This window comes from Nonomuraea sp. NPDC059007 (genome assembly GCF_042740555.1).
Lineage (GTDB): Bacteria > Actinomycetota > Actinomycetes > Streptosporangiales > Streptosporangiaceae > Nonomuraea.
The window spans coordinates 1-23,118 of the sequence record NZ_JBHYJD010000069.1; the positions used below are offsets into that span (position 1 = coordinate 1).

15 protein-coding genes are annotated in these 23,118 nt (G+C 71.4%); 12 read left to right on the forward strand and 3 right to left on the reverse strand.

Annotation, left to right across the window (positions count from 1 at the left end; translation table 11 throughout):
* Positions 1-84 precede the first annotated feature (84 nt).
* Genes ACFWY5_RS52755 through ACFWY5_RS52785 form a run of 7 tightly spaced genes read left to right on the forward strand, consistent with a single transcriptional unit; the run spans position 85 to position 15,243 of the window.
* Positions 85-1,884 (forward strand): glycosyl hydrolase family 28 protein, encoded by a 1,800-nt coding sequence (locus ACFWY5_RS52755; protein WP_379639584.1) that lies wholly within the window; start codon positions 85-87, stop codon positions 1,882-1,884.
* Positions 1,881-5,132 (forward strand): carbohydrate-binding protein, encoded by a 3,252-nt coding sequence (locus ACFWY5_RS52760; protein WP_379639585.1) that lies wholly within the window; start codon positions 1,881-1,883, stop codon positions 5,130-5,132. The genes ACFWY5_RS52755 and ACFWY5_RS52760 overlap by 4 nt, the downstream gene beginning before the upstream one ends.
* Before the next feature lie 6 nt (positions 5,133-5,138).
* On the forward strand, positions 5,139-6,335 hold the full coding sequence (locus tag ACFWY5_RS52765; RefSeq protein WP_379639586.1) for a carbohydrate-binding protein: 1,197 nt from the start codon (positions 5,139-5,141) through the stop codon (positions 6,333-6,335).
* The gene (locus ACFWY5_RS52770; protein ID WP_379639587.1) at positions 6,332-8,221 is read left to right on the forward strand and encodes a glycosyl hydrolase family 28 protein; all 1,890 of its coding nucleotides are present in this window, start codon (positions 6,332-6,334) and stop codon (positions 8,219-8,221) included. Before ACFWY5_RS52765 ends, ACFWY5_RS52770 begins: the two co-directional genes overlap by 4 nt.
* Before the next feature lie 11 nt (positions 8,222-8,232).
* Positions 8,233-10,572, forward strand: coding sequence for a glycosyl hydrolase family 28 protein (locus ACFWY5_RS52775; RefSeq protein WP_379639588.1), 2,340 nt, complete (start codon positions 8,233-8,235; stop codon positions 10,570-10,572).
* Between the two features lie 10 nt (positions 10,573-10,582).
* Entirely contained in the window at positions 10,583-13,114 is a 2,532-nt protein-coding gene (locus ACFWY5_RS52780; RefSeq protein WP_379639589.1) for a carbohydrate-binding protein, read from the forward strand.
* Positions 13,115-13,125: 11 nt separating this feature from the next.
* Positions 13,126-15,243 (forward strand): CBM35 domain-containing protein, encoded by a 2,118-nt coding sequence (locus ACFWY5_RS52785; RefSeq protein WP_379639590.1) that lies wholly within the window; start codon positions 13,126-13,128, stop codon positions 15,241-15,243.
* On the opposite strand, the gene ACFWY5_RS52790 is transcribed toward ACFWY5_RS52785, so the two are convergent.
* Both ACFWY5_RS52790 and ACFWY5_RS52795 read right to left on the reverse strand, forming a co-directional pair.
* Positions 15,230-16,516: an MFS transporter gene (locus ACFWY5_RS52790; RefSeq protein ID WP_379639591.1), complete on the reverse strand. Its 1,287-nt coding sequence runs from the start codon at positions 16,514-16,516 to the stop codon at positions 15,230-15,232. The two genes, ACFWY5_RS52785 and ACFWY5_RS52790, sit on opposite strands and share 14 nt — an antisense overlap.
* Positions 16,517-16,669: 153 nt before the next feature.
* Positions 16,670-17,230, reverse strand: coding sequence for an ArsR/SmtB family transcription factor (locus ACFWY5_RS52795; RefSeq protein ID WP_379616935.1), 561 nt, complete (start codon positions 17,228-17,230; stop codon positions 16,670-16,672).
* A gap of 115 nt (positions 17,231-17,345) precedes the next feature.
* Here ACFWY5_RS52795 and ACFWY5_RS52800 point away from each other — a divergent pair, with 115 nt between their 5' ends.
* From ACFWY5_RS52800 to ACFWY5_RS52810, 3 genes are all read left to right on the forward strand, one after another.
* Complete coding sequence (locus ACFWY5_RS52800; protein WP_379639592.1) at positions 17,346-19,715, forward strand: M20/M25/M40 family metallo-hydrolase; 2,370 nt, start codon at positions 17,346-17,348, stop codon at positions 19,713-19,715.
* Positions 19,716-19,730: 15 nt separating this feature from the next.
* Positions 19,731-20,792 carry an FAD-dependent oxidoreductase gene (locus ACFWY5_RS52805; RefSeq protein WP_379639593.1) on the forward strand — a complete coding sequence of 354 codons (1,062 nt, stop codon included), beginning with the start codon at positions 19,731-19,733 and terminating at the stop codon, positions 20,790-20,792.
* A 90-nt stretch (positions 20,793-20,882) separates the two neighbouring features.
* The gene (locus ACFWY5_RS52810) at positions 20,883-22,040 is read left to right on the forward strand and encodes an alginate lyase family protein (RefSeq protein ID WP_379616941.1); all 1,158 of its coding nucleotides are present in this window, start codon (positions 20,883-20,885) and stop codon (positions 22,038-22,040) included.
* Here the strand turns inward: ACFWY5_RS52810 and ACFWY5_RS52815 are convergent.
* Entirely contained in the window at positions 22,037-22,456 is a 420-nt protein-coding gene (locus tag ACFWY5_RS52815; protein WP_379616943.1) for a DUF4396 domain-containing protein, read from the reverse strand. The genes ACFWY5_RS52810 and ACFWY5_RS52815 overlap by 4 nt on opposite strands.
* An 18-nt stretch (positions 22,457-22,474) precedes the next feature.
* On the opposite strand from ACFWY5_RS52815, the gene ACFWY5_RS52820 reads away from it, so the two are divergent.
* Both ACFWY5_RS52820 and ACFWY5_RS52825 read left to right on the forward strand, forming a co-directional pair.
* Complete coding sequence (locus tag ACFWY5_RS52820) at positions 22,475-22,630, forward strand: hypothetical protein (protein ID WP_379639594.1); 156 nt, start codon at positions 22,475-22,477, stop codon at positions 22,628-22,630.
* Positions 22,631-22,774: 144 nt separating this feature from the next.
* Positions 22,775-23,080, forward strand: a complete 306-nt coding sequence (locus ACFWY5_RS52825; protein WP_379616947.1) for a hypothetical protein — start codon at positions 22,775-22,777, stop codon at positions 23,078-23,080.
* Positions 23,081-23,118: the final 38 nt, after the last annotated feature.

Consider the following 23,118-nt stretch of genomic DNA (forward strand, 5'->3'; position numbering starts at 1 on the left):
ACCTTCATTGCATCGCCCCGCCCTCCCCGCCGGGGGGGGCCGCACGGGGCGCCCGCGGGCGAGTCACCCCCGAGCGGAGCCTCGATGACACCCTCTCGACGTGACCTTCTGAAGGCCGCGGGCATCGCGGGCGGCGGCGCGGTCCTGCTGCCCCGCACGGCGGTGGCCGCATCAGGTACGGCCCTCGCCTCGCCCTGGGACCAGGTCCCCGCGATCCTGGCCAGAATCGTGCCGCCGGCCTTCCCGGACCGGACCTTCCCCATCACCGACTACGGCGCCAGGCCGGACAACACCACCGACTGCACCCCCGCCTTCCGCGAGGCGATCGCCGCCTGCAACGCCGCCGGCGGCGGCACGGTGCTCGTCCCCGGCACGGGACGCTTCCGCACCGGCAAGATCCACCTGCTGTCGAACGTGCGCCTGCACGTGGAGTCCGGCGGCACGATCCGCTTCCGCTCCGACGCCGCGTCCTTCCTGCCGACGGTGTTCACGCGCTGGCAGGGCATCGAGTGCTACAACTACTCGCCCTTCATCTACGCCCGCAACCAGACCAACATCGCGCTGACCGGCACCGGCACGATCGACGGCAACGCCGCGGCGGGCCCGTGGTTCGGCTTCGACGGCCGGCGCGACCCCGACTGGCAGCGCCTGCAGGCGATGGCCGTGGACGGCGTCCCGATCGACCAGCGCCAGTTCGGCGACGGCCACTTTCTCAAGCCCAACATGATCCAGCTGTACGGCTGCGCCAACATCCTCATCGAGGACCTCGACATCAGGAACCCCGCGATGTGGGCGGTGCACCCGGTCCTGTCGCGCAACGTCACCGTCCGGCGCGTCAAGATCTACAGCCGGGGCGCCATGGTCGACGGCGTCGACCCGGAGAGCTGCGCCGACGTGCTCATCGAGAACTGCTCCTTCGACACCGGCGACGACGGCACCGTGATCAAGTCGGGCCGCGACATCGACGGCCGCCGTGTCGGGGTGCCGTCGGAGAACATCGTCATCCGCGGCAACAAGTACTACGGCCGCTGGGGCGCGATCACCGTCGGCAGCGAGATGTCCGGCGGCGTGCGCAACATCTTCGCCGAGAACAACCAGATCTTCCCCGGCTCCAGCTACAAGTCGTTCTACGCGCTCTACCTCAAGACCAACAACCGCCGCGGCGGCGTGGTCGACGGCGTGCACGTACGCGGCCTGACCGGCGGCCCGTGCGACCGCGGCGGCTTCTACATCGACATGAACTACAGCCTGACCGGCCCCGGCCACGGCCCCATCGTCCACCCGGTCATCCAGAACATCACCGTCGAGCACCTCGACATCGACGACTCCCCGTTCGCGATCAAACTCTCCGGCTCCTCGGCCAGCCGCATCAAGAACGTGACCGTCTCCAACTCCACGTTCACCGCCATCGACACGCCCGCGCCGCAGATCAGCAACGCCGACAACGTGCAACTGCACAACGTCAGAATCAACGGCACCCTGTACGGCACGCCGCCCGCGGGCACCCGCTACGAGGCCGAGAACGCCACCATCTTCAGGGGTGTGGTGGAGTCCAACCACGCGGGTCACACCGGCACCGGCTTCGTCAACTACGACAACGTGGCGGGTTCGTACGTCGAGTTCACGATCACCGCCGCGGGCGCGGGCACGGCGACGCTGGCCTTCCGCTTCGCCAACGGCACCACCACGAACCGCCCCATGGACGTGGCGGTCAACGGCACGGTGATCGCCGCGGCCAAGCCCTTCAACGGCACCGGCGCCTGGACCACCTGGCAGACCGCCACGGTCTCGGCCCAGCTCAACGCGGGCGCCAACACGGTCAGGGCCACCGCCACCACCGCGAACGGCGGCCCCAACCTCGACCACCTGGAGGTCACCGCATGACCCCCGAGGAGGCGGCCGGCGCACCGGACCCGGCCACCCCGGACCCGGCCACCCCGGGCACGCCACCGGCACCCGGCCCGTCACCGGCATCCGGCCAACCACCGGAAGGCCGGCACCCCGCGCTTCCTGGAGACCCGGTCCGCGTGTCCGATGTGCCGGAGCCGCGTGGCGGGGTGGCGGGGCCGGGTGGCGTCCTGCCCGAGGATCCGGTGGGCCCGAGGGGTGGGGCCGGGACGTGGCACGGGCAGGGGGTGTCGCGGCGGGTGGTGCTCGGCGGGGCGTTCGGGTCCATGGCGGTCGCGGCGTTCCCGGGCGGGCTGGACGCGGCCTGGGCCGGGGCGGCATGGGAGCTGGACAAACGCGTGAGCACGCCGGAACAGTGGCGGGACTTCCTGGAAAGGCAGGACCTGCTCTGGGCCCGCCTGCCCACCGTCTGGCACGAAGGCCCCTTCCTGGGCGACGGCCTGCTCGGCAGCATGGTCTACAAGGAGCCCGGCGCCAACAAGGTCCGCTTCACCACCCAGCACGGCCGCGTGCAGGATCACCGGCCGCAGTTCGGCAGCGGGTTCGGCACCTGCCGCCTGCCCGTCGGCCACCTCACCCTCGACCCGGCCGGCACCATCACCGCCGTCGACTGGCGCCTGAGCCTGTGGGACGCCGAGCTCACCGGCTCCATCACCACGACGGCCGGAAGGATCACGTTCACCGCCTTCGTCCACGACGAGCTCTTCGTCGCCGACGCCACCGCGACCGGGGGCGAGCAGGTCCGGTGGACGTTCCATCCGGAGGCGGCCGACAGCCCGCGTGAGGCCTCCGAGGCCCCGCCCTCCGGGTACGTACGCAACCCCGCCTGGACCACCAGGACCACCGGCGAGGTCAGGCAGGTGCTCCAGGCGCTGGCCGGCGGCGGGCAGACGGCCACCGCCTACCGGCAGAGCGGCGGCCTCCTGCTGCTCAGCGTCGCCCACAGCTTCCCGTCGAACACCGCCGCCGAAGCCGCCTGCCTCGCCAAGGTGCGGGACGCGGGGCCGTACCAGAGCCTGAGAAGCGAGCATCAGGCCTGGTGGCACGCCTTCTACCCCAAGAGTTTCCTCAGCCTCCCCGACGAGCGGCTGCAGTCCTTCTACTGGATCCAGCTGTACAAGACGGCGAGCGCGACGCGGGCCGGCGGGCCGGTGATGGCGACCACCGGGCCGTGGCTGGAGCCCACGCCGTGGCCGGGCGTGTGGTGGAACCTCAACGTGCAGCTCGAGTACTGGCTGATCCACGGGTCCAACCACCTGGAGCTCGATTCGGTCACCACCACCCTCGATCGGAACCGGCAGCGGCTCGTCGACAACGTGCCGAGCGCCTACCGCGCCGACTCCAGCGGCGTGGGGCGCAGCTCGGACATGTTCGCCACCAGGAGCGTCGGGACGCCCGGCAGCGGCGCCGAGGTCGGCGACCTGACCTGGGCGTTGCACAACGTGTGGCTGTCCTACCGGCACACCATGGACGACACGCTGCTGCGCGACACGCTGTTCCCGCTGCTCAGGCGGGCGATCAACTACTACCTGCACTTCCTGCGGACCGAGGGCGACGGCAGGCTGCACCTGCCCAGCACGTTGTCTCCCGAGTACCCGGTGGTGCCGCCCAAGGACACCAACTACGACCTCGCGCTCATCAGGTGGGGCTGCCAGACGCTGCTCGACGCGGCGGCCAGGCTCGGCGTCGACGACCCGCTCAAGCCCAGGTGGCAGAGCACGCTGGCGAACCTGACGCCCTATCCGACGGACGGCAACGGGTACATGATCGGCGCGAGCACGCCGTACAGCCAGTCGCACCGGCACTACTCGCACCTGATGATGATCTACCCGCTGTACCTGGTCACGTGGGATCAGCCGGCGAGCCGTACCCTCATCGAGCGCTCGATCGCGCGCTGGCACGCGGTCACCGGCGCGCACCGCGGCTACAGCTACACCGGCGCGGCCTCCATGTACGCGAGCATGGGCCGCGGCGACACCGCGCTCGGCTACCTGACGTGCTTCTTCGACCCGGCCACGTCCTACCCGTGCCGCGCCAACACCCACTACACCGAGGCGGGCCCGGTCATCGAGACCCCGCTGTCGGCCTCGCAGAGCATCCACGACATGCTCTGCCAGAGCTGGGGCGGCGTGATCCGGGTCTTCCCCGCCGTGCCGTCCGCGTGGCCCGACGTGACCCTGCACGACTTCCGCACCCAGGGCGCCTTCCTGGTCTCGGCGGTACGGCAGGCGGGGACGACCCGGTTCATCCGCGTACGCAGCCTGGCCGGTGAGCCGCTCAAGCTGCGCCACGGCCTGCCCGGCCCGCCCACCGCGACCCTGGACGACGGCACCCCGGCCCAGGTCACCGACCTGGGCGGCGGAACCGTGCAGATCGTGCTGGCCAAGGACCGCGAGGTGCTCCTGCACACGGGGCCGCGGCCGCCGCTGGTCGTCGACCGGGCGCCGATCTCCAGGCCGGGCGCGCGCTGGGGCCTGCCGGGGACGCCGTCGCCGCCGGGCCGCCACGAGGCCGAGAACGCGCTGATCTCGCAGGGCGTGGTGGAGTCGAACCACGCCGGGTTCTCCGGCTCGGGCTTCGTCAACCTGGACAACCTCGTGGGCTCGTACGTGGAGTTCACCGTCGCCGCTGCGGGCGCGAGCACGCTCACGATCGGCTTCGCCAACGGCACCACGAGCGGCAGGCCGATGACCGTCACCGTGGACGGCGCCGCCGCCGGGTCGCTGGACTTCCCGCCCACCGGGGCGTGGACGACCTGGCGGACGGTGTCGCTCCCGGCCCGGCTCGGCACGAAGGTCCGGCTCACCTCGGCCACCGCGAGCGGCGGGCCCAATCTCGACTACCTCGACGTGGCCGCCTCCGGCACCGACTACCAGGCCGAGGACGCGGTCATCACGCAGGGCGCGGTGGAGTCGAACCACGCGGGCTTCACCGGCTCCGGCTTCGTCAACCTGGACAACGTCGTGGGCTCGGCGGCCGAGTTCACCGTCACGGGCGGCGGGACGCGGACGATCACCGTCAGGTTCGCCAACGGCACCGCCGTCGCGCGCCCCATGGACGTGCTCGTCGACGGCGTGCGGGCCGGAGCGCTCACCTTCCCGCCGACCGGCGCGTGGACGACCTGGCACACGCTCTCTCTCCAGGCGCAGCTCGGCACCAAGATCAAACTCGTGTCCACGTCCGCCAACGGCGGTCCCAACCTCGACAAGATCACTATCGGATAGGCAATCATGGAACTGTCACGCCGCCAGCTCGCGATCCTCTTCGGCGCCGCCGCCACGGCGCCGCTCCTGACCGCCCGCCCCGCTTTCGCCGCGCCGACCCTCCTTCCGCCCGGCCAGACCTGGCAGCAGATGTGGTCGCCCACCGCGCGCGGCGACGGCATGCGCGCCTGGGAGTCGATCGAGGACGACCGGGCCGACTCCCACACGTCGGCCGCGCCGCACATCTTCCCCGAAGGCGACAACTTCCGCTTCAACATGCACACGGTCGACCGCGACACCAGCACCGACCGCCAGCGCCACGAGGTCACGGGCAACCGCACCCCGAGCGGCCACCTGCAGTGGAGGTCGGGGGAGTTGTGGCGGGTCACGTACTCGATGTTCATCCCGGCCACGCTCAAGGCCACCACGTCCTTCACCCACATCTTCCAGACCAAGATGCCGGGCAGCGGCACCGCGCCCATCACCGTCACCTCGCTGCGCCGGGTGGACGGCAGACAGACCATCGAGCACAAGGTCTTCGAGCCGAACATCCTGGTCGGCCGGACCGACCTCGCGCCCCTGCACGACAAGTGGATCGACATCGACTACGAGATCAAGATCGGTGACGGGTCGTCCGGCGCGGTGCGCTGGGTGCTGAGCAGCGGCGGCACGACCGTCGTCGACGCCACCAGGACCGGCGTGGACACCTTCCTCGGCGACCGGGTGCGGCCCAAGTGGGGCATCTACCGCTCGCTGGGCGACACCTCGGGCTCGCTGCAGAACTGCCATCTGCTGCTGACGAACCTGAAGTCGTACAAGGCCGTGCCGGGCGGCGGTGGCAACACCACCCGCTACGAGGCGGAGAACGCGGCGATCTCGCAGGGCGTGGTGGAGTCGAACCACGCGGGTCACTCGGGTACGGGGTTCGTCAACGGTGACAACGTGGCGGGCAGCTACACGGAGTGGACGGTCACCGGGAACGCGGGCCCGGCGACGTTGCGGGTGCGTTACGCGAACGGCACAACGGCCAACCGGGCCGCGGCCATCGCGGTCAACGGCGCCGCGGTGGTGGCCGGCCAGTCGTTCAACGGCACCGGAGCCTGGACCACCTGGGCCACGACCACCCTGCCGATCACGCTCAACGCCGGGGCCAACACGGTCCGGATCACCGCCAACACCGCCAACGGCAACCCCAACCTGGACTACATCGAGGTGACCCAATGAGCAGCCCGTTACCCGGCGGGGCGCTGCGCGCCGCCGCGCTGTCCCGGCGCGAGGCCCTGCGCACCGCGGCGCTCGGCGCCGGGGCCCTGGTACTCGGGGGCACGCTCCCGGCAATCCTGAGCGAGCGTGCGGCGGCGGCGCGCGCACGTGACACGGGCGCCGGAGTGAGGGGCGGGACCGCGGTCGTGGAGGGCACGGCCGCGGTCTCGCCCTGGGACGAGGTGCCCGCGATCCTGGCCAGGATCGTGCCACCCGCCTTCCCCGACCGGACCTTCCCCATCACCGACTACGGGGCCGTCGGCGACAACAGCACCGACTGCACCGCGGCCTTCCGCAACGCCATCGCCGCCTGCAACGCCGCGGGCGGCGGCCGGGTGCTGGTTCCGGCGGGCACGTTCCGCACCGGCAAGATCCACCTGCTGTCGAACGTGAACCTGCACGTCCAGGGCACGATCCGGTTCCGTACCGACCCGGGCTCCTACCTGCCGCCGGTCTTCACCAGGTGGGAGGGCATCGAGTGCCACAACTACTCGCCCTTCATCTACGCCAACGGCAGGACCAACATCGCGCTCACCGGCACCGGCACCATCGACGGCAACGCCCCGGCGGGCGAGTGGTCCTCGTGGGGCGGCGGCGGCGCCGACCGCGACCGGCTGTGGGGCTGGGGCGCCGGCGACCACCCGGTGGAGCAGCGGGTGTTCGGTTCCGGCACGAAGCTGCGCCCGAACATGATCGGCCTCTACAACTGCACGAACGTCCTGGTGGAGAACCTCAGCCTGCGCAACCCCGCGATGTGGACGCTGCACCCGGTCTACTGCACGAACGTCACCGTCAGGAACGTCACCTTCTACAGCACCAACTCCCAGGGTGACGGCTGCAACCCCGACTCCTGCACCGACGTCTTCATCCACGACTGCCGGTTCAACACCAACGACGACTGCATCCCGGTCAAGTCGGGCCGCGACCGCGACGGCCGCCGGGTCAACCGGCCCTCGCAGAACATCGTGGTGCGCGACTGCAAGTTCTCCGGCCGCTGGGGCGGCATCACCGTCGGCAGCGAGATGTCCGGCGGGGTGCGCAAGGTCTTCGCCGAGGACTGCCAGTGCAACGCCGCCGACTTCCCCGGCCGCTACCCGGTCAAGTACGCGCTGTACGTGAAGACCAGCTTCAACCGGGGCGGCTTCGTCGAGGACGTCCACCTGCGCCGCATCACCGGCCGCAACCTCGAACGCGACGCGGTCTACATCACGATGAACTACGAGACGTCCGGCAGCATCCCGCCCACGGTGCGCAACTTCACCATCGACGCGATGACCGTCACCGGCGGCCGGGCGGCCTTCAACATCGACGGCCGCTCCGCCAGGCACATCCAGAACGTGACGATCTCCAACAGCACCTTCACCAACATGACCAATTCCGGAAATGTCGCAAACAATGTCGACAACCTCCAGCTGATCAACGTCTTCCACAACGGCCGCGACATCTCCACCACCAACCCGCCCACCGGCACCCGCTACGAGGCGGAGAACGCGGCGATCTCGCAGGGCGTGGTGGAGTCGAACCACGCGGGCCATTCGGGTACGGGGTTCGTCAACGGTGACAACGTGGCGGGCAGCTACACCGAGTGGACGGTCACCGGGAACGCGGGCCCGGCGACGTTGCGGGTGCGTTACGCGAACGGCACAACGGCCAACCGGGCCGCGGCCATCGCGGTCAACGGCGCCGCGGTGGTGGCCGGTCAGTCGTTCAACGGCACGGGCGCCTGGACCACCTGGGCCACGATCACCCTGCCGATCACGCTGAACGCCGGGGCCAACACGGTCCGGATCACCGCGAACACCGCCAACGGCAACCCCAACCTGGACTACATCGAGGTGCAGCAATGAGAGGTGCAGCAATGAGACGCGCCGCCTGGCCGCTGGTCCTCGCCCTCCTGGCCTTCCCCCTCACCGCCGCCCCCGCGAGCGCCACCACCGCCGCCGCCGAGTTCAACGTGCGCGACTACGGCGCCACCGGCAACGGCAGCACCAACGACGACGACGCCATCGACCGCGCCATCAACGCCGCCAGTGCCGCCCCCGGCGGCATCGTCGTCTTCCCCTCGGGCAACTACCGCGCCCGCACCATCCACCTGAAGAGCAACGTGACGATCCGCCTCGACTCCGGCGCGACCGTACGCGCGGCGAGCAGCGGCATGGACGCCCCCGAGCCCAACGCCTTCGACGACTACCAGGACTTCGGCCACAGCCACTTCAACAACTCCCTGTTCGTCGGCCGGGGCGTCAGCAACGTGCACTTCGCCGGCGCCGGCTCGATCGACGGCGACGGCAACCTGTCCACCAGCAACTCGCCGCCCTCCGGCGCGGGCAACAAGGCCATCGCGCTGACCGAGTGCGCGAACGTCAGCATCACCGGCATCACCATCCGCCGCGGCGGCCACTTCATGGCGTTGCTCAACGGCTGCCACGACGTCCTCATCGACAACCTCAAGACCGTCTACGCCGAGAACGGCGTGCGCGACGGCATCAACCTGATCAACAGCTGGAACGTCGTCCTGCAGAACAGCCGGATCGAGGCCAGTGACGACGCGGTGGCACTGAAGAGCGACTTCGCCCTCGGCCACACCTACACCAGCCAGAACGTCCGCGTGCGCGACACCACGATCTACTCCCACGAGAACAACGCGATGCAGTTCGGCTCGGAGACCTGCGGCAACTTCCGCGACATCCGCTTCGACAACATCACCGTGCTCGGCGCGGGCAAGGCCGGCATCGGCATGGTCTCGATGGACGGCGCGATCATCGAGGACGTCCACTACACCAACATCTCGCTGACCAAGACCACCACCCCGATCTTCATGAAGATCGGCGAGCGCAAGCGCTGTCCGGGCTCGCCGCCCGCCGGCCGGATCAGGAACATCCACCTGACCAACGTGACCGGCCACGAGCTCACCGCCCCCGAGCCCTCGGGCACCACCGGCGGACCCGAGCTGACCAGCACCATCACCGGCACGCCCGCCGTCGACATCGGCCCCGGCATCATGCTCGACGGCGTCAAGCTGACCGTCCCCGGCGGCCACCCCGCCTCCGACGCCAATCGTGTGCCCGGCGAGTTTCTGACCAGCTACCCGCCCCGCGACTACGGCACCCGCCCCGCGTTCGGCATCTGGGCCCGTCACGTCCAGGGCCTGACGGTCAAGGGCGAGATGCGCCTCGACCAGAACGACAACCGCCCCGCCTTCATCATCGACGACGGCTCCGGCATCCGCCTCGACGTCATCGCCCAGCGCGGCACCGGCAGCGCCTACGACGTCGGCGTCAGCGGCATCAACGGCTACTCCGTCACCGGCGCCAACACCGCGGGCGGCGCGCTGCGGGTGCGCGCGACGAACTCCACCCCCGTCCCCGGCAACCCCGTCAGCCTGTACGGCGAGGCCGAGGCGGCCACCATCACCGCCCCCATGCAGATCCAGCAGGACCCGGCCGCCTCCGGCGGCTCCTACGTCACCGTCGCGCCGGGCAACAACAGCCAGTCGGCGGCGCCGCCGACCGGTCACGCCACGCTCGGCTTCGCCGTACCCGATCCCGGGTCCTTCAAGGTCTGGGCCCGCGTCATCGCCCCCACGACCGGCGACGACTCGTTCTGGGTGCGCGCGGACGGCGGCGCGTGGACCAACTGGAACACCGTCCCGCTCGGCGCCTCCTGGCACTGGGCCCAGCTCCCCGTCACCTACGACCTGAACGCGGGCACCCACACCGTCACCTTCGCCTACCGCGAGGACGGCGCCCGCCTGGACCGGGTGGCGATCTCCAGCGACCCGTCCTTCACCCCGTCCGACGGCCCGCCCCCGACCGGCTCACGGTATGAGGCGGAGGAGGCGACGATCGCGCAGGGCGTCGTGGAGTCCAACCACGCCGGGTTCACCGGCACCGGCTTCGTCAACGGTGACAACGCCGCCGGGCCCTACGTGGAGTGGACGGTCACCGCCGCCCAGGCGGGCGCCGCGACGCTGGCCTTCCGGCACGCCAACGGCACCACCGTCAACCGGCCGATGGCCGTCTCGGTGAACGGCGGCGCGCCCGTCACCGTGAACTTCCCCGGCACCGGCGCCTGGACCACCTGGACCAACGCCACGCTGAGCGCGCAGCTCAACGCCGGTGCGAACACCGTCAGAGCCACCTCCACCACCGCCAACGGCGGACCCAACCTCGACCACCTCGCCGTGACCGGCCCGTAGAGGAGCGCGAATGTCCCGAGCCCCGCGTGCGGCCTTACTGGCCGTCCTCACGCTCATCCTCGGCATGCTGGTCGCCGTACCGGCGCGGGCCGAGCTTCAGCACCCGCGCCAGGCGTTCCTGCGCTCGTCCGTCGGCGGGCTGTTCCTGCACTGGGGCATGCGCACCTCGCCCCAGCACACGAGCTGCGGCGCCTGGGAGGCGGCCGTCACCGGCGGCGGCTGGAACCCGGACTATTGGGTCCAGGAGGCCAAGAAGCTGCACACGCAGTACATCGTGCTGGCGACCTTCCACTCGCGGCTGGGGTACGCGCGGCCGTACCCGAGTGCCGTGCCCGGCTCCTGCCGTACCAGCAGAGACCTGCTCGGTGAGCTCATCGACGCCGCCGACGCGCAGGGCGTGAAGGTCATCCACTACATGACCGACGACCCGCAGTGGTGGAACGAGGGGCTCGGCTCCGGCCAGTCGTGGCTGAACTCCGCGGCCTACTCCAGCTACAAGGGCCGCAACGTGGACCTGCACACACGCGACGGCTTCGGCGAGTTCAGCTACGACCAGTTCGTCGAGCAGCTCACCCGCTACCCGAAGCTGGCCGGGTTCTGGATCGACAACGACAACGCCTACTGGGAGCGCAACGGCCTCTACGAGCGCATCCGGCGCGAGCGGCCCGACATGACGCTGTCGAACAACAACGAAGACACGCCGATCATGGACATGATCAGCAACGAGCAGAAGACCGGCATGACGCCGAACTACGACTATCCGCAGGCGGTCTACACGGCGGCGCCGCGCCTCATCGAGGCCGACTTCAAGCTGCCGACCAGCGGCCCGTGGTGGTACGGCGGCTCCGACCAGGCCGTCGACTACAAGCTGACGCTCGGCCGCCTGATCACCAACGCCGGATCCTCGGTCAAGGCGCTCATGGCCGAGACGCCGATGAAGGCCGGGCGCATGCCACCGGCCCAGGAGAGCTTCAACAACTTCGCCCATACCTACCTGGAGGCGATCTGGGAGTCGCTGTCCGGGACCGAGGGCGGCGGCTACATGTACGGCGGGCTCGACCCGGGCTTCTGGAACAACGGCGCGCACGGCGTGACCACGATCAGCAAGACCAACCCGAACCTGCACTACATCCACGTGATCAACCGGCCGTCGGGCAGCACGCTGTCCTTGCGCGACAACGGATACAAGATCAGCTCGGTGGTGAACCTGCGCACCGGCGCGCCGGTGAGCTTCACGCAGGCCAACGGGACGCTCACGCTGAGCGGCGTGTCCGGCTGGGACCCGTACGACACGGTCTTCAAGGTCGTCTCCGCCGGCCGGGAGGGCATTCACACCGGCGTCACCCTGTCGGCCTCCGCCTCGGCCGGTGGCCATCCGGCCGCCGACGCCGGTGACGGCGACTACCTGACGTACTGGGACGCCACCTCGGCGGGCACGGTGTCGCTCCGCTTCGACCTGGGTTCGCAGCGTCCGGTCCGCTACATCGGGATCAACCAGCGCGAGGACTCCACGACGTACCCGGCCGCGAACTCCGCGCGGATCAACGGCTACCGCGTCTACGTCAGCAACGACGGCACCAACTGGGGCAGCCCGGTCAAGACCGGCAACCTGCCCAACCATCGCGGCGTCCAGTTCATCGACATCCCGCCCACGACCGCCCGGCACGTACGCCTGGAGAAGACCGGCAGCCACGGCATCGCCCGGCTGCGCGTGGACGAGGCGTGGATCGGCGGCGCCTACCCCGGCGGCGGCGCCGAGCCGCCGGAGAACCGCTACGAGGCGGAGAACGCGACGATCTCGCAGGGCGCGGTGGAGAACAACCACGCCGGATACTCCGGCACCGGCTTCGTCAACGGCGACAACCTCGCCGGGCCCTACGTGGAGTGGACGGTCAACGCCGCGCGGGCCGGGAACGCCACGCTGACGTTCGGCTTCGCCAACGGCACCACCTCCGGCCGCCCGATGGACATCACGGTCAACGGGACGCAGGCCGCCGACGAGTTCGCCTTCGACCCGACCGGCGCCTGGACGAACTGGACGGCCCGCACGCTCACGGTGCCGCTGAACGCCGGGTCCAACACGATCAGGGCCACCGCCACCACCGCGGGCGGCGGGCCGAACCTGGACTACCTCGACGTCGAGGCGGCCAGCGGACCCTCACCGACCGACCACCAGGCGGAGGACGCGACGATCTCGCAGGGCGCGGTGGAGTCCAACCACGCGGGCTTCACCGGCGCCGGGTTCGTCAACTACGACAACCTGGTGGGCTCCTACGTGGAGTTCACCGCGAACGCGGCGAGCGCGGGCCCGGTGACGCTCACGCTGCGCTATGCCAACGGCACCACGGCGGGCCGCCCGATGGACATCACGGTCAACGGCGCGCAGGCCGCCGACGAGCTGGCCTTCGACCCGACCGGCGCCTGGACCACCTGGACGACGCGGACGCTCACCGTCCAGCTGAACGCGGGCGCCAACACGATCAGGGCCACCGCCACCACCGCGGGCGGCGGGCCGAACCTCGACCGGATCAGCCTCGGCTGAAGGAGAACGCGTTGAATCCGACAAGACTGCGCGCGGCCGCCGTGGCCGTGCTGCTGGCCGCCACCGGCCTGGCGATCTCCTCCTCGCCGTCCGCGAGCGCCTCCGACAACGGGCTGTCGATCCGGCCCGCGATGGGCTGGAGCAGCTGGAGCTTCGTACGCCGCTGGCCGGACGAGGCCAAGATGAAGGCCCAGACCGACGCCATGGTCAGCAGCGGCCTGCCGGCCAAGGGCTACGTCTACATCAACCTCGACGACTTCTACCAGAAGTGCGACGCCAACGGCTTCCTGGTCGACGGCTTCGGCCGCTGGCAGGTGGACGCCGCCAAGTTCCCCTCCGGGATCAAGGCGCTGGCCGACTACGTGCACTCCAAGGGGCTGAAGTTCGGCTTCTACGTCACGCCCGGCATCGCCAAGAACGCCGTCACCCGCAACACCCCGGTCGAGGGTACGAGCTACCGCGCCGCCGACATCGCCGACACCGGCGCGAGCATGCACAAGAACTACAACTGCAAGAACATGTACCGGCTGAAGTGGTCGCATCCGGGCGCGCAGGCGTTCATCAACTCCTGGGCCAACCAGATGGCCTCGTGGGGCGTGGACTACCTCAAGATCGACGGCGTGGACGCCACGACGATCGCCGACGTCGAGGGCTGGGACAAGGCGCTGCGGCAGACCGGCAGGCCGATCAACTTCGCCCTGTCCAACAACCTGCCCATCGCCCAGGCCACCACCTGGAAGCGGCTGGCCAACAGCTGGCGTACGCAGGGCGACGTCGAGTGCTACTGCGGCCCCGGCCCGAACGGCTCCGGCTACCCGCTCACCACCTGGGCCAAGATCACCAGCCGCTTCGCCTCCGCCGCCGCGTGGCAGCAGTACGCCGCGCCCGGCGGCTGGAACGACCTCGACTCCCTGCAGATCGGCAACGGCGACCAGATGGGCATCAACGCCGACCAGCGGCGTTCCCACCTGACGTTGTGGGCGATGGCCGCCTCGCCGCTGCTGCTGGGCAGCGACCTGACCGCGCTCACCTCGACCGACCTGGCCATGCTCGCCAACGAGCGGCTCATCGCGGTCAACCAGGACGGCGTCGCCGCCGATCGCATTGTGAACAGCGGCGTCAACCAGGTCTGGCGTAAACGGGAGTCGAACGGCGACTACATCGTGGCCCTGTTCAACACCGGAACCTCGGGCAACTCAACGGTCAGCGTGAACTGGTCGCAGGTCGGCTTCTCCGGCGCCGCCGAGGTGACGAACCTGTGGTCCGGCGCCGCGGAGGGCACCGTCTCCTCCTCCTACAGCGCCACCCTGCGCCCCGGCGAGACCCGCCTGATCAGGGCCAGGCCCACCTCCGGCACCGTCACCCGCCTGGAGGCCGAGCAGGCCGTGATCACCCAGGGTCTCGTGGAGTCCAACCACGCCGGATACTCCGGCACCGGCTTCGTCAACTTCGACAACGTCACCGGCAGCGGCATCGAGTTCACCGCCAACGCCGCCCGTGCCGGCACCGCGACGCTCACCCTGCGCTTCGCCAACGGCACCGCCGTCAACCGCCCGATGAGCATCTCCGTGAACGGCGGCGCCCCCGTCACCCGCGACTTCCCCGGCACCGGCGCCTGGTCCACGTGGGTCAACGCGCCGATCACCGCCGAGCTCAACGCCGGGGCCAACACGATCAAGCTGGTCGCCACCACCGCGAACGGCGGCCCGAACATCGACCACCTGGACGTGCCGGCCCCGACGGCGCCGAGCTCGGAGTATCAAGCGGAGAGCGCGGCCATCTCCCAAGGGGTGGTCGAGTCCAACCACGCCGGCTTCACCGGCACCGGCTTCGTCAACCTCGACAACCTCGCCGGCTCCTACGTGGAGTTCACCGTGAGCGCCGCGACCGCCGGGCCGCGGCCGCTCACGATCCGCTTCGCCAACGGGACCACCGCGGGCAGGCCGATGGACGTCCTCGTCAACGGCGTGCTCGCCGCCGACGAGAAGCCCTTCGACCCCACCGGCGCGTGGACCACCTGGGTGGAGACGACGGTGACCGCCGACCTTCAGGCGGGGGCCAACACCGTCCGCCTGCTGTCCACCACCGCCACCGGAGGGCCGAACCTGGACCGGATCACACTCGGCTGACCGGCGCGTGGGCGGTCCGCCGATCCAGCAGGACCGCCCACGCCAGCACGGCCAGCGTGGGCACCATCAGGCCCGCGCTCACCCACATCGGGGCGCGGAAGCCGAACCCGGCGTCGAGGGCCAGCCCGCCGAGCCCGGGACCGGCGGCGGCCCCCACGTTGAACGCGGCCGTGGCGAACGCCCCCGCCAGGGTGGGCGCCCCGGCCGCGAGCTGGTAGGCGCGCGAGGTCAGGGCCGGTGCCAGCCCGAAGGCCAGCAGCCCCTGCGCGAACACCAGCGTGACCAGCACCACCGGGTTGCCCCCGGCCAGGGCGAGCACCGCCCATCCGGCGGTCAGCGCGGTCATGCCGAAGCCGAGGACACGCATGGGCTGCGCGTCACCCAGCCGTCCGCCGATCGTGATGCCCAGGAACGCCCCCGCGCCGAACAGCACCAGCATGCCGGGCACCCACCCCTCGCCGAGCCCGGCCACCTCGGTGACCATGGGCGCGAGGAAGGTGAAGGCGCAGAAGGTGGCGCCCTGGACGAGCGCGTTCAGCAGGTAGGTGACCACGACCCGCCGATCGGCCAGCGCCCGCAGCTCGGCGCGCACCCCGGTCCGCACCTCGCCACCACCGTCCGCGACAGCGGCACCTCCCGCCGGGGAGGCGCCCCCTGCCGCGGAAGAGCCTTCTGGCCGGGAAGAGCCTTCCGGCCGGGAAGGGCCCGTGGACGCGGTACGGCGGGCCGTACCGGAGGGCAGGGCGCGCAGGATGGCCACCGCGGACAGGGCCGACAGGACGGCGACGGCCCAGAAGGCCGAGCGCCACCCCCACAGCTGACCGAGCACCGCGCCCGCCGGGACCCCCGCGACGCAGGCGACGGTCACGCCGCCCACGACGATGGCCAGGGCCCGCGCCCTGGCCCGGACCGGCACCATGGCGACCGCCGCGGCGGCGGCCACGGCCCAGAACCCGGCGTTGGCCAGCGCCGAGACGACGCGGGCCGCGAGGAGTACGGCGTAGTCGGGGGTGAGGGCCGACACCACGTGGGCGGCGGCGAAGACGGACAGGAACAGCACCAGCGAGCGCCGCCGCGGCCAGTGCAGGGTGGCGGCGGCCAGGACGGGTGCGCCGACCACCATTCCGATGGCGAAGGCCGAGGTCAGCAGACCGGCCTGGGACAGGGACACGCCGAGGTCGGCGGAGATGTCGGGCAGCAGCCCGGAGAGCATGAACTCCGAGGTGCCCTGGGCGAAGACGGCGAGGCCGAGGATGAAGACCGCCACAGGCATGGCAGTGAGACTCCCGAGTGAGAGACGGACAGGACCATAACGGCGGTCCCGGTCACGCCATCCGCGCACGCCGCGCGGGCATGCGGAGGCCGACCACCGGAGCGCCGGTGGTCAGCGTCTGTCGGACTCGGGGCTGGACATAGACAGGTGACCCTAGTCGGCGATGTCCGGGAACGCAAGGAAACGGGTGTGGACGCGGCGGGCCTCGGGGGAGTGTTCGGCGCTGTCGCCGTAGCGCATGACCAGCGCCACGTACTCCTCGAAGAACTCCGCGAGCTGCGTCAACGTGACCGTGATCGTGCCGCGGGAGAAGGGGAAGGCGTCACCCCAGCCGCCCGGCTCCGACGTGGCCAGAGCGTGGCGGAACGCGGCGATGTCCTCACTATAGGCGCGGGCCTGGAGCTCGTCCATGACCGCGCGGGTCTGCTCGTCCTGTTCGCTGCGGCGGGGGAAACGAAGGTCGGCGCGGACGTGGCGCCACCAGCGCTCGCGTCCGCGCGCCTTCTCCGGCACCTCCTCGACGAAGCCGTGCTTGGCCAGCTCGCGCAGGTGGTAGCTGGTGGCGCCGGTGTTGAGGTCGAGATCGCGGGCCAGGTCGGCGGAGGTGGCGGGGCCGTGGGCGCTGAGGTGATCCAGGATGCGCTGGCGGCGGGGGTGGGCGAGCGTCCGCAGCGCTTCGAGGTCGGTCAGCGTGCGTACCTCATGATCGGCCATGGGCGTCAACCTACCTGATTTCTGTGCATTGTTTCCCGTCCTCATCTGCGTTTTCGCGCTGCCCTGTGCACAGTCCAGCTTGCACAATCTGTTGTGCACAAGTCATTGTGTACCCATGCACACGCTTGAGAGAACCGGCGTCGCGCCGGTGCGCGCATCCCGGCGCACGCTCGCCGGAGCCGTCGCCTTAGTGGCCGTCGTGGCCGTGGCCTGCGCCGCCTGGCTGTTCGAACGCCCGCCCGCGGTGGCGGGCACCGGCGCTCCGGCCGGGGAGTTCAGCGCCGCCCGCGCCTGGCCGCACCTGGAGAAGATCGCCACCGGCGGTCCCACGCCGATCGGCTCGCCCGGCGGCGACCGCATCCGCGACTACCTGCTCGCCCAGCTGACCGCGCTCGGCCTGAAGCCCGAGGTCCAGACCGGGGTGGGGGCCCGCTCGTTCGGTTCGGAGATCACCTCCGGCCTGGCCGAGAACGTCGTGGCCGTCATCCCCGGCAGCGCCTCCACCGGCAGGGTCGTGCTCGCCGCCCACTACGACTCCACCACCACGACCCCCGGCACCAGCGACGACAAAGCCTCCGTCGCCGCCATCCTGGAGATCGTCCGCGCGCTCACGTCCTCCGGGCAGCAGCCGCGCAACGACCTGGTCATCCTGCTCAGCGACGGCGAGGAGCCCGGCCTCATCGGCGCCGAGGCCTTCGCCGCCCACCACCCGCTCGCCAAGGACGGCGGCGTGGTCGTCAACCTGGAGGGACCCGGCAACAGCGCGCCCTCCGCCGTCTACAACGTCACCCCCGGCGGCACCGGCCTCGTGCACGCCCTGTCCTCGATGCCGCACCCGGTGGGGGAGTCCGCCCTCATCGGCATCTACCGGCAGACCGGCTTCCACTCCGACCTGACCACGCTGGAGGAACACGGCTTCATCGGCGTCGACCTCGGCACCGCCGGCGGCCGCGCCTACTACCACCACCCGCGCGACACGGTCGAGAACTTCGACCCCGCCGTGCTGCAGATGCACGGCGACAACGGCCTCGCCCTGACCCGCGCCGCGCTCGCCGCCGACCTGCCCGCCCAGCGCGTGCCCAGTGACGCCGCCTTCTTCTCCGCCTTCGGCGTCGTCTTCGCCTACCCCGGCGGGTTCGTCGCGCCGCTCGCGGCGCTGGGCGTCCTGGCCGTGCTCGGCCTCGCCGTCCTGGCCCGGGTACGGCGGGCCGCCACCCTGCCCAAGATGGGCCTGGCCACGCTGGCCGGAGCGGCGCCCGTCGCCCTGGCCTACCTCCTGGGCGACCGCGTGTGGCAACTGCTGACCATGATCCAGCCCGGGTACGCGGGGATGGTGTTCGGCGAGCCGTACCGGCCGGATCTGTACCGGCTGGCGCTCATCGCGATGGCCGTGGCCCTGGTCTGGGGCTGGTACGCGCTGCTGCGGCGATGGCTCGGCACGGCGGCGCTCACCGTGGGCTCGCTGGCCTGGCTGGCGGTCGCGGGCGCCGCGCTCGCCGGCGTGATGCCCGGCATGTCCTACTACGGCGCCATCCCCGCGCTGGCCGGCGGGCTCGCCGGGATCGCCGCGCTCCTGCTGGAGCCGGCCCGGCCGCACGCCGCCCTGGCCGTGCGGGCCGTGGCCGCCGCCGCGGGCGTCGTGCTGCTGACCGTCGGGGCGCGCACGTTCGCGGCCTTCGGCCTGGCGCTGGCCGCGGTGGCGGTGGTCCTGCTCGTGCTGGCCGCCTACTCCGCGCTTCCGCTGCTGGCTGAGGTCACGCCCGCCACACGTGGTCCGCGGGGGCGGCTGCGTGTGGCGCTGGGCCCGCTGACCGCCACGGCGCTGGTGTTCGTGCTGATCGGGGGCGGGCTGATCCACGACCGCTTCGACGAGCGATACCCGCAGGCCGCTCATCTGGCCTACGTGCTCGACACCGCCACCGGCGCCGCGAGCTGGATCACCGCCGACGACCGTCCGCACCCCTGGGCCGCCGCCCTCACCCCCCAGGCGCCCGGGGAGTGGAAGGTGCCCCTGCCGTACGGCATGCGCCCCGCCCACGCGGGCACGGCCGAGGCGGCGAAACTGCCCGCGCCCGAGGTGAGCGTGCTGAGCCGGCGGCAGGAGGGCGCCGACACCATCACCCGGGTCCGCGTACGCTCCCAGCGCTCGGCCTACCAGGTCAACCTGCACGCCGACCGGCCCGCCACCGCGGGCGTCATCCGGGTGGCAGGGCGGCCCGGCGTGCCGTTCCCCGAGCCGGAGAGCGCGCCGCGCCCGGGGGCGGCCTGGCCGTTCGAGGCGCAGTTTTTCGCGCCGCCCGGCGACGGGGTGGAGTTCGAGCTGCGGACCAGGGGCGCGCCCCGGCTCGTGGCCAGCGACGTCACCATCGGCCTCGACGGCCTGACCGGCTACCGGCCCAGGCCCGCCGGCGTGGACCTCAGCTCCTCGACCGGCGGCCTGCCCACCGACTCCGTCACCGTCGTGGGAAGGATCCAGACGCCGTGACGGTTGCCAGAGATCGTGGACATCACTGACGTCGTGGTCATCGGCGCCGGGCAGGCGGGCCTGTCCGGCGCCTACTTCCTGCGCCGCTTCGGCCTGGACACCGTGGTGCTCGACGCGGAGGAGGGGCCGGGCGGCGCGTGGCGGCACCGATCACCGTCGCTGACCATGGACAAGATCCACAGCATCTTCGACCTGCCGGGCGTCCCGCAGGAGGAGCACCAGGACGGCGCCGCCCCCGCCCGCGAGGTGGTGCCCGCCTACTACGGCGCCTACGAGGCGGAGATCGGCCTGGACGTGCTTCGCCCGGTCCGCGTCACCGCGGTCGGCCGCGGCGGCGACGACCGTCTCGTGGTGGCCACCTCCCGCGGCGACTGGGCCGCGCGGGCCGTGGTGAACGCCACCGGCACCTGGACCCGCCCCTACTGGCCCTACTACCCGGGCGGCGGCGGCTTCCGGGGCCGCCAGATCCACTACGCCGGCTACCGGGGTCCGGGGGAGTTCGCCGGGCGGCGGGTGGCCGTCGTCGGCGGCGGCGCCTCGGCCATGCACGTGCTGGCGGAACTGGCCGACGTCGCCGCGGGCACGCGCTGGTTGACCAGGCGCGAGCCGGTCTGGCGCGACGACCCGTTCGGCGAGGTCGCCAGGCGAGACGCGGTCGCCCTGGTCGAGGAGCGGGTGCGCGCCGGGCTGCCGCCGCAGAGCGTGGTCAGCGTCACCGGGCTCAGCTCCACCCCGGTGATCAGGGCGGCGCGCGAGAAGGGCGTGCTGAACCGGCTGCCGATGTTCGCCCGCATCACCCCCGGCGGGCTCACCTGGGCGGACGGGCGGCACGAGCGGGTGGACGCCATCGTGTGGGCCACCGGTTTCCGCTCCGCCCTCGACCACCTGGCCCCGCTGCGGCTGCGCGAGCCCGGCGGCGGCATCAAGGTCGAGGGCACCCAGGTGGTCAGGGAGCCGCGCCTGCAGCTCGTCGGCTACGGGCCCTCGGCCAGCACCATCGGCGCCAACCGGGCCGGGAGAACCGCCGCGGGCAACATCCGGCGCCTCCTGGCGGCGCGCACGCTTCTATCCGCCTAGTTTCCCCTTGGTCGTTGACCGGGCCTTCGACGGCTGGCTTGGATGGGGGTCAGACACCCGATGTCTGCCCGCTGCGGTAAGGAGCCTGTCGTGCGCCCCATCCTCGCTGTCCTTCTGTTAGCCGTCGCGCTGGCCGTACCGGTCCAGCCGGCTTCGGCGGAAAAGGTCGGAGCTGCCTTCAACCATCCCGGTGTCCTGGTCAGCCGGGCCCAGCTCGACCACGTCAAGGCCAACCTCGGCGCCGAGCCCTGGAAGTCGGCGTGGGCGGCGTTGCGCGCCAGCTCGTTCGCCTCGCTGTCCTACACGCCGAAGCCGCGCGCCAACGTCGAGTGCGGCCCGTCCTCCAACCCCAACAACGGCTGCTCCGACGAGCGCAACGACGCGATGGCCGCCTACACGCACGCCCTGCAGTGGTACCTGACCGGCGACGACCGCCACGCCAAGAAGGCCGTCCAGATCATGGACGCCTGGTCCGCCGTGATCACCCAGCACACCGGCCACAACGCCCGCCTGCAGACCGGCTGGGCCGGGGCGTCGTTCTCCCGGGCCGCCGAGCTCGTCAAGCACACCTACACCGGCTGGGCCAACGCCGGCCGCTTCGCCACCAAGCTGCGCACCGTCTACCTGCCGATCGTCATCGCGGGCAGCCCCAACACCAACGGCAACTGGGAACTGATCATGACGGACGCGGCGATCGGCATCGCCGTCCACCTCGACGACCGCGCCGCCTTCGACCGCGCGGTCACCACCTGGCGCGGCCGCCTGGCCGCCTACGTCTACCTGACCACCGACGGCTCCCTGCCCAAGCAGGCGCCCGGCAGCAGGTACGACACCCGCGACGAGCTCATCGGCTACTGGTACGGCCAGACCACCTTCGTCAACGGCCTGGCCCAGGAGACCTGCCGCGACTTCGGCCACACCGGCTGGGGCATCGCCGCCGCCGTACACGTGGCGGAGACCGCCCGCCACCAGGGCCTCGACCTGTACGCGGAAGGCAAGGACCGGCTACGTCACGCGATGGGCTTCCACGCCGGCCTGCAACTGGGCGAGCCGGTGCCGTCCTGGCTCTGCGGCGGCTCGGTGAAGCTGGGGCTCGGCCCTACGTTCGAGGTGGGCTTCAACGCCCTGCGCAACCGCATGGGCATCGGCATGGCCCGTACGCAGCGGCTGGTCGAGCAGAGCCGCCCGGCGGGGGTGAGCCACTTCCTCGGCTGGGAGACGCTCACCCACGCGAACAACCCGGCCTAGTGGTAGGCGTGGACGACGGCGTGGCCCTTGCCCTTGCCGATCAGCCACTTGTTGACCGGTGTGGTCACCAGGAAGGCGACGACGAAGGCGAAGGCCAGCGCGCCCCAGAACAGCCATGAGGCCAGCCCGGCGTCCATGGCGCCGGGCACGATCACCATGACGCCGTTGTCCACGATCTCCATCACGAGGATCGACACCGTGTCGGCGGCCAGCGCCACCTTCAGCGCCTGCTTGAAGGTCAGGCCCGCCTTGAGCACGCCGACCATGGTCAGGGCGTAGCCGAACACGAACGCCAGGCCGACGGCCAGGGCGATGGTGGCCACGTTGCCCCAGCCGAGCGCGGTGCCGATCACCATGCCCAGCACCTCGCCGATGGCGCACCCGGTGAGGCAGTGCAGCGTGGCAAGCGCCGCCATCTTCCAGGTCGTCGCGCCATGCCCGTGCGCGCCGTGTCCGTGCTCGGGGTGAGCGCCGTGTGCGCCGTCCGCGTCATGGGCACCGTGCGCGCTGTGGCCGCCGTGCTCTCCGTGCGCCGCGTGGTCACCGTGTTCGTGGTGGCCCTGGTGTTCCTGGTGCGTGGACATGCTTGAAGCTCCGTTCGTCAATCTGCGCGGGTCACGGTATACCCCTGTGGGGTAACGGAGCAAATGTGGCCGCGCTGGCTACTATAGGAAGTAGTAAAAAGTGCCGCGCCGGCGGGGTGCGGTCACGCAGCGTGATGTAGCGTGCACGCCATGACCTGGAGGCCGTTCGTGGCGCTCATGGTCGTGCTCACCCTCCTGTGCATGGCCGGACCGCACGCGCACGCCGACACCCCGCAGCCCGCCGGGGTGTCCGGCTGCGACACCGGCACGCATCCGCACGAGCACGAGGCCTCCTGCGACGCGCCCGCCGCGCAGCAGCCCGCCGTCGACGCGCCCGCGCCCGGTCAGCAGGGCCGCTGCGCCGCCGCGCCGGTCCCGGCCGTCCCGCCGTCCCCGGCCCAGCCGTCCGTACGGCCCGCCGCCCTGCTCGCCCTCCTGTGCGTGAGCCGGATGTAGAAGCGCCCCCGGCGCGTCCATCCGTACCTCAGCACAGG

Excerpts from the sequence above, each read along its gene's own strand:
- ACFWY5_RS52790 (WP_379639591.1), bottom strand. The coding sequence starts at position 16,516 with ATGCCTGTGGCGGTCTTCATCCTCGGCCTCGCCGTCTTCGCCCAGGGC.
- ACFWY5_RS52825 (WP_379616947.1), top strand. The coding sequence starts at position 22,775 with ATGACCTGGAGGCCGTTCGTGGCGCTCATGGTCGTGCTCACCCTCCTG.
- ACFWY5_RS52755 (WP_379639584.1), top strand. The coding sequence starts at position 85 with ATGACACCCTCTCGACGTGACCTTCTGAAGGCCGCGGGCATCGCGGGC.
- ACFWY5_RS52765 (WP_379639586.1), top strand. The coding sequence starts at position 5,139 with ATGGAACTGTCACGCCGCCAGCTCGCGATCCTCTTCGGCGCCGCCGCC.
- ACFWY5_RS52815 (WP_379616943.1), bottom strand. The coding sequence starts at position 22,456 with ATGGCGGCGCTTGCCACGCTGCACTGCCTCACCGGGTGCGCCATCGGC.
- ACFWY5_RS52795 (WP_379616935.1), bottom strand. The coding sequence starts at position 17,230 with ATGGCCGATCATGAGGTACGCACGCTGACCGACCTCGAAGCGCTGCGG.
- ACFWY5_RS52800 (WP_379639592.1), top strand. The coding sequence starts at position 17,346 with ATGCACACGCTTGAGAGAACCGGCGTCGCGCCGGTGCGCGCATCCCGG.
- ACFWY5_RS52775 (WP_379639588.1), top strand. The coding sequence starts at position 8,233 with ATGAGACGCGCCGCCTGGCCGCTGGTCCTCGCCCTCCTGGCCTTCCCC.
- ACFWY5_RS52760 (WP_379639585.1), top strand. The coding sequence starts at position 1,881 with ATGACCCCCGAGGAGGCGGCCGGCGCACCGGACCCGGCCACCCCGGAC.
- ACFWY5_RS52770 (WP_379639587.1), top strand. The coding sequence starts at position 6,332 with ATGAGCAGCCCGTTACCCGGCGGGGCGCTGCGCGCCGCCGCGCTGTCC.
- ACFWY5_RS52780 (WP_379639589.1), top strand. The coding sequence starts at position 10,583 with ATGTCCCGAGCCCCGCGTGCGGCCTTACTGGCCGTCCTCACGCTCATC.
- ACFWY5_RS52820 (WP_379639594.1), top strand. The coding sequence starts at position 22,475 with ATGCCCGTGCGCGCCGTGTCCGTGCTCGGGGTGAGCGCCGTGTGCGCC.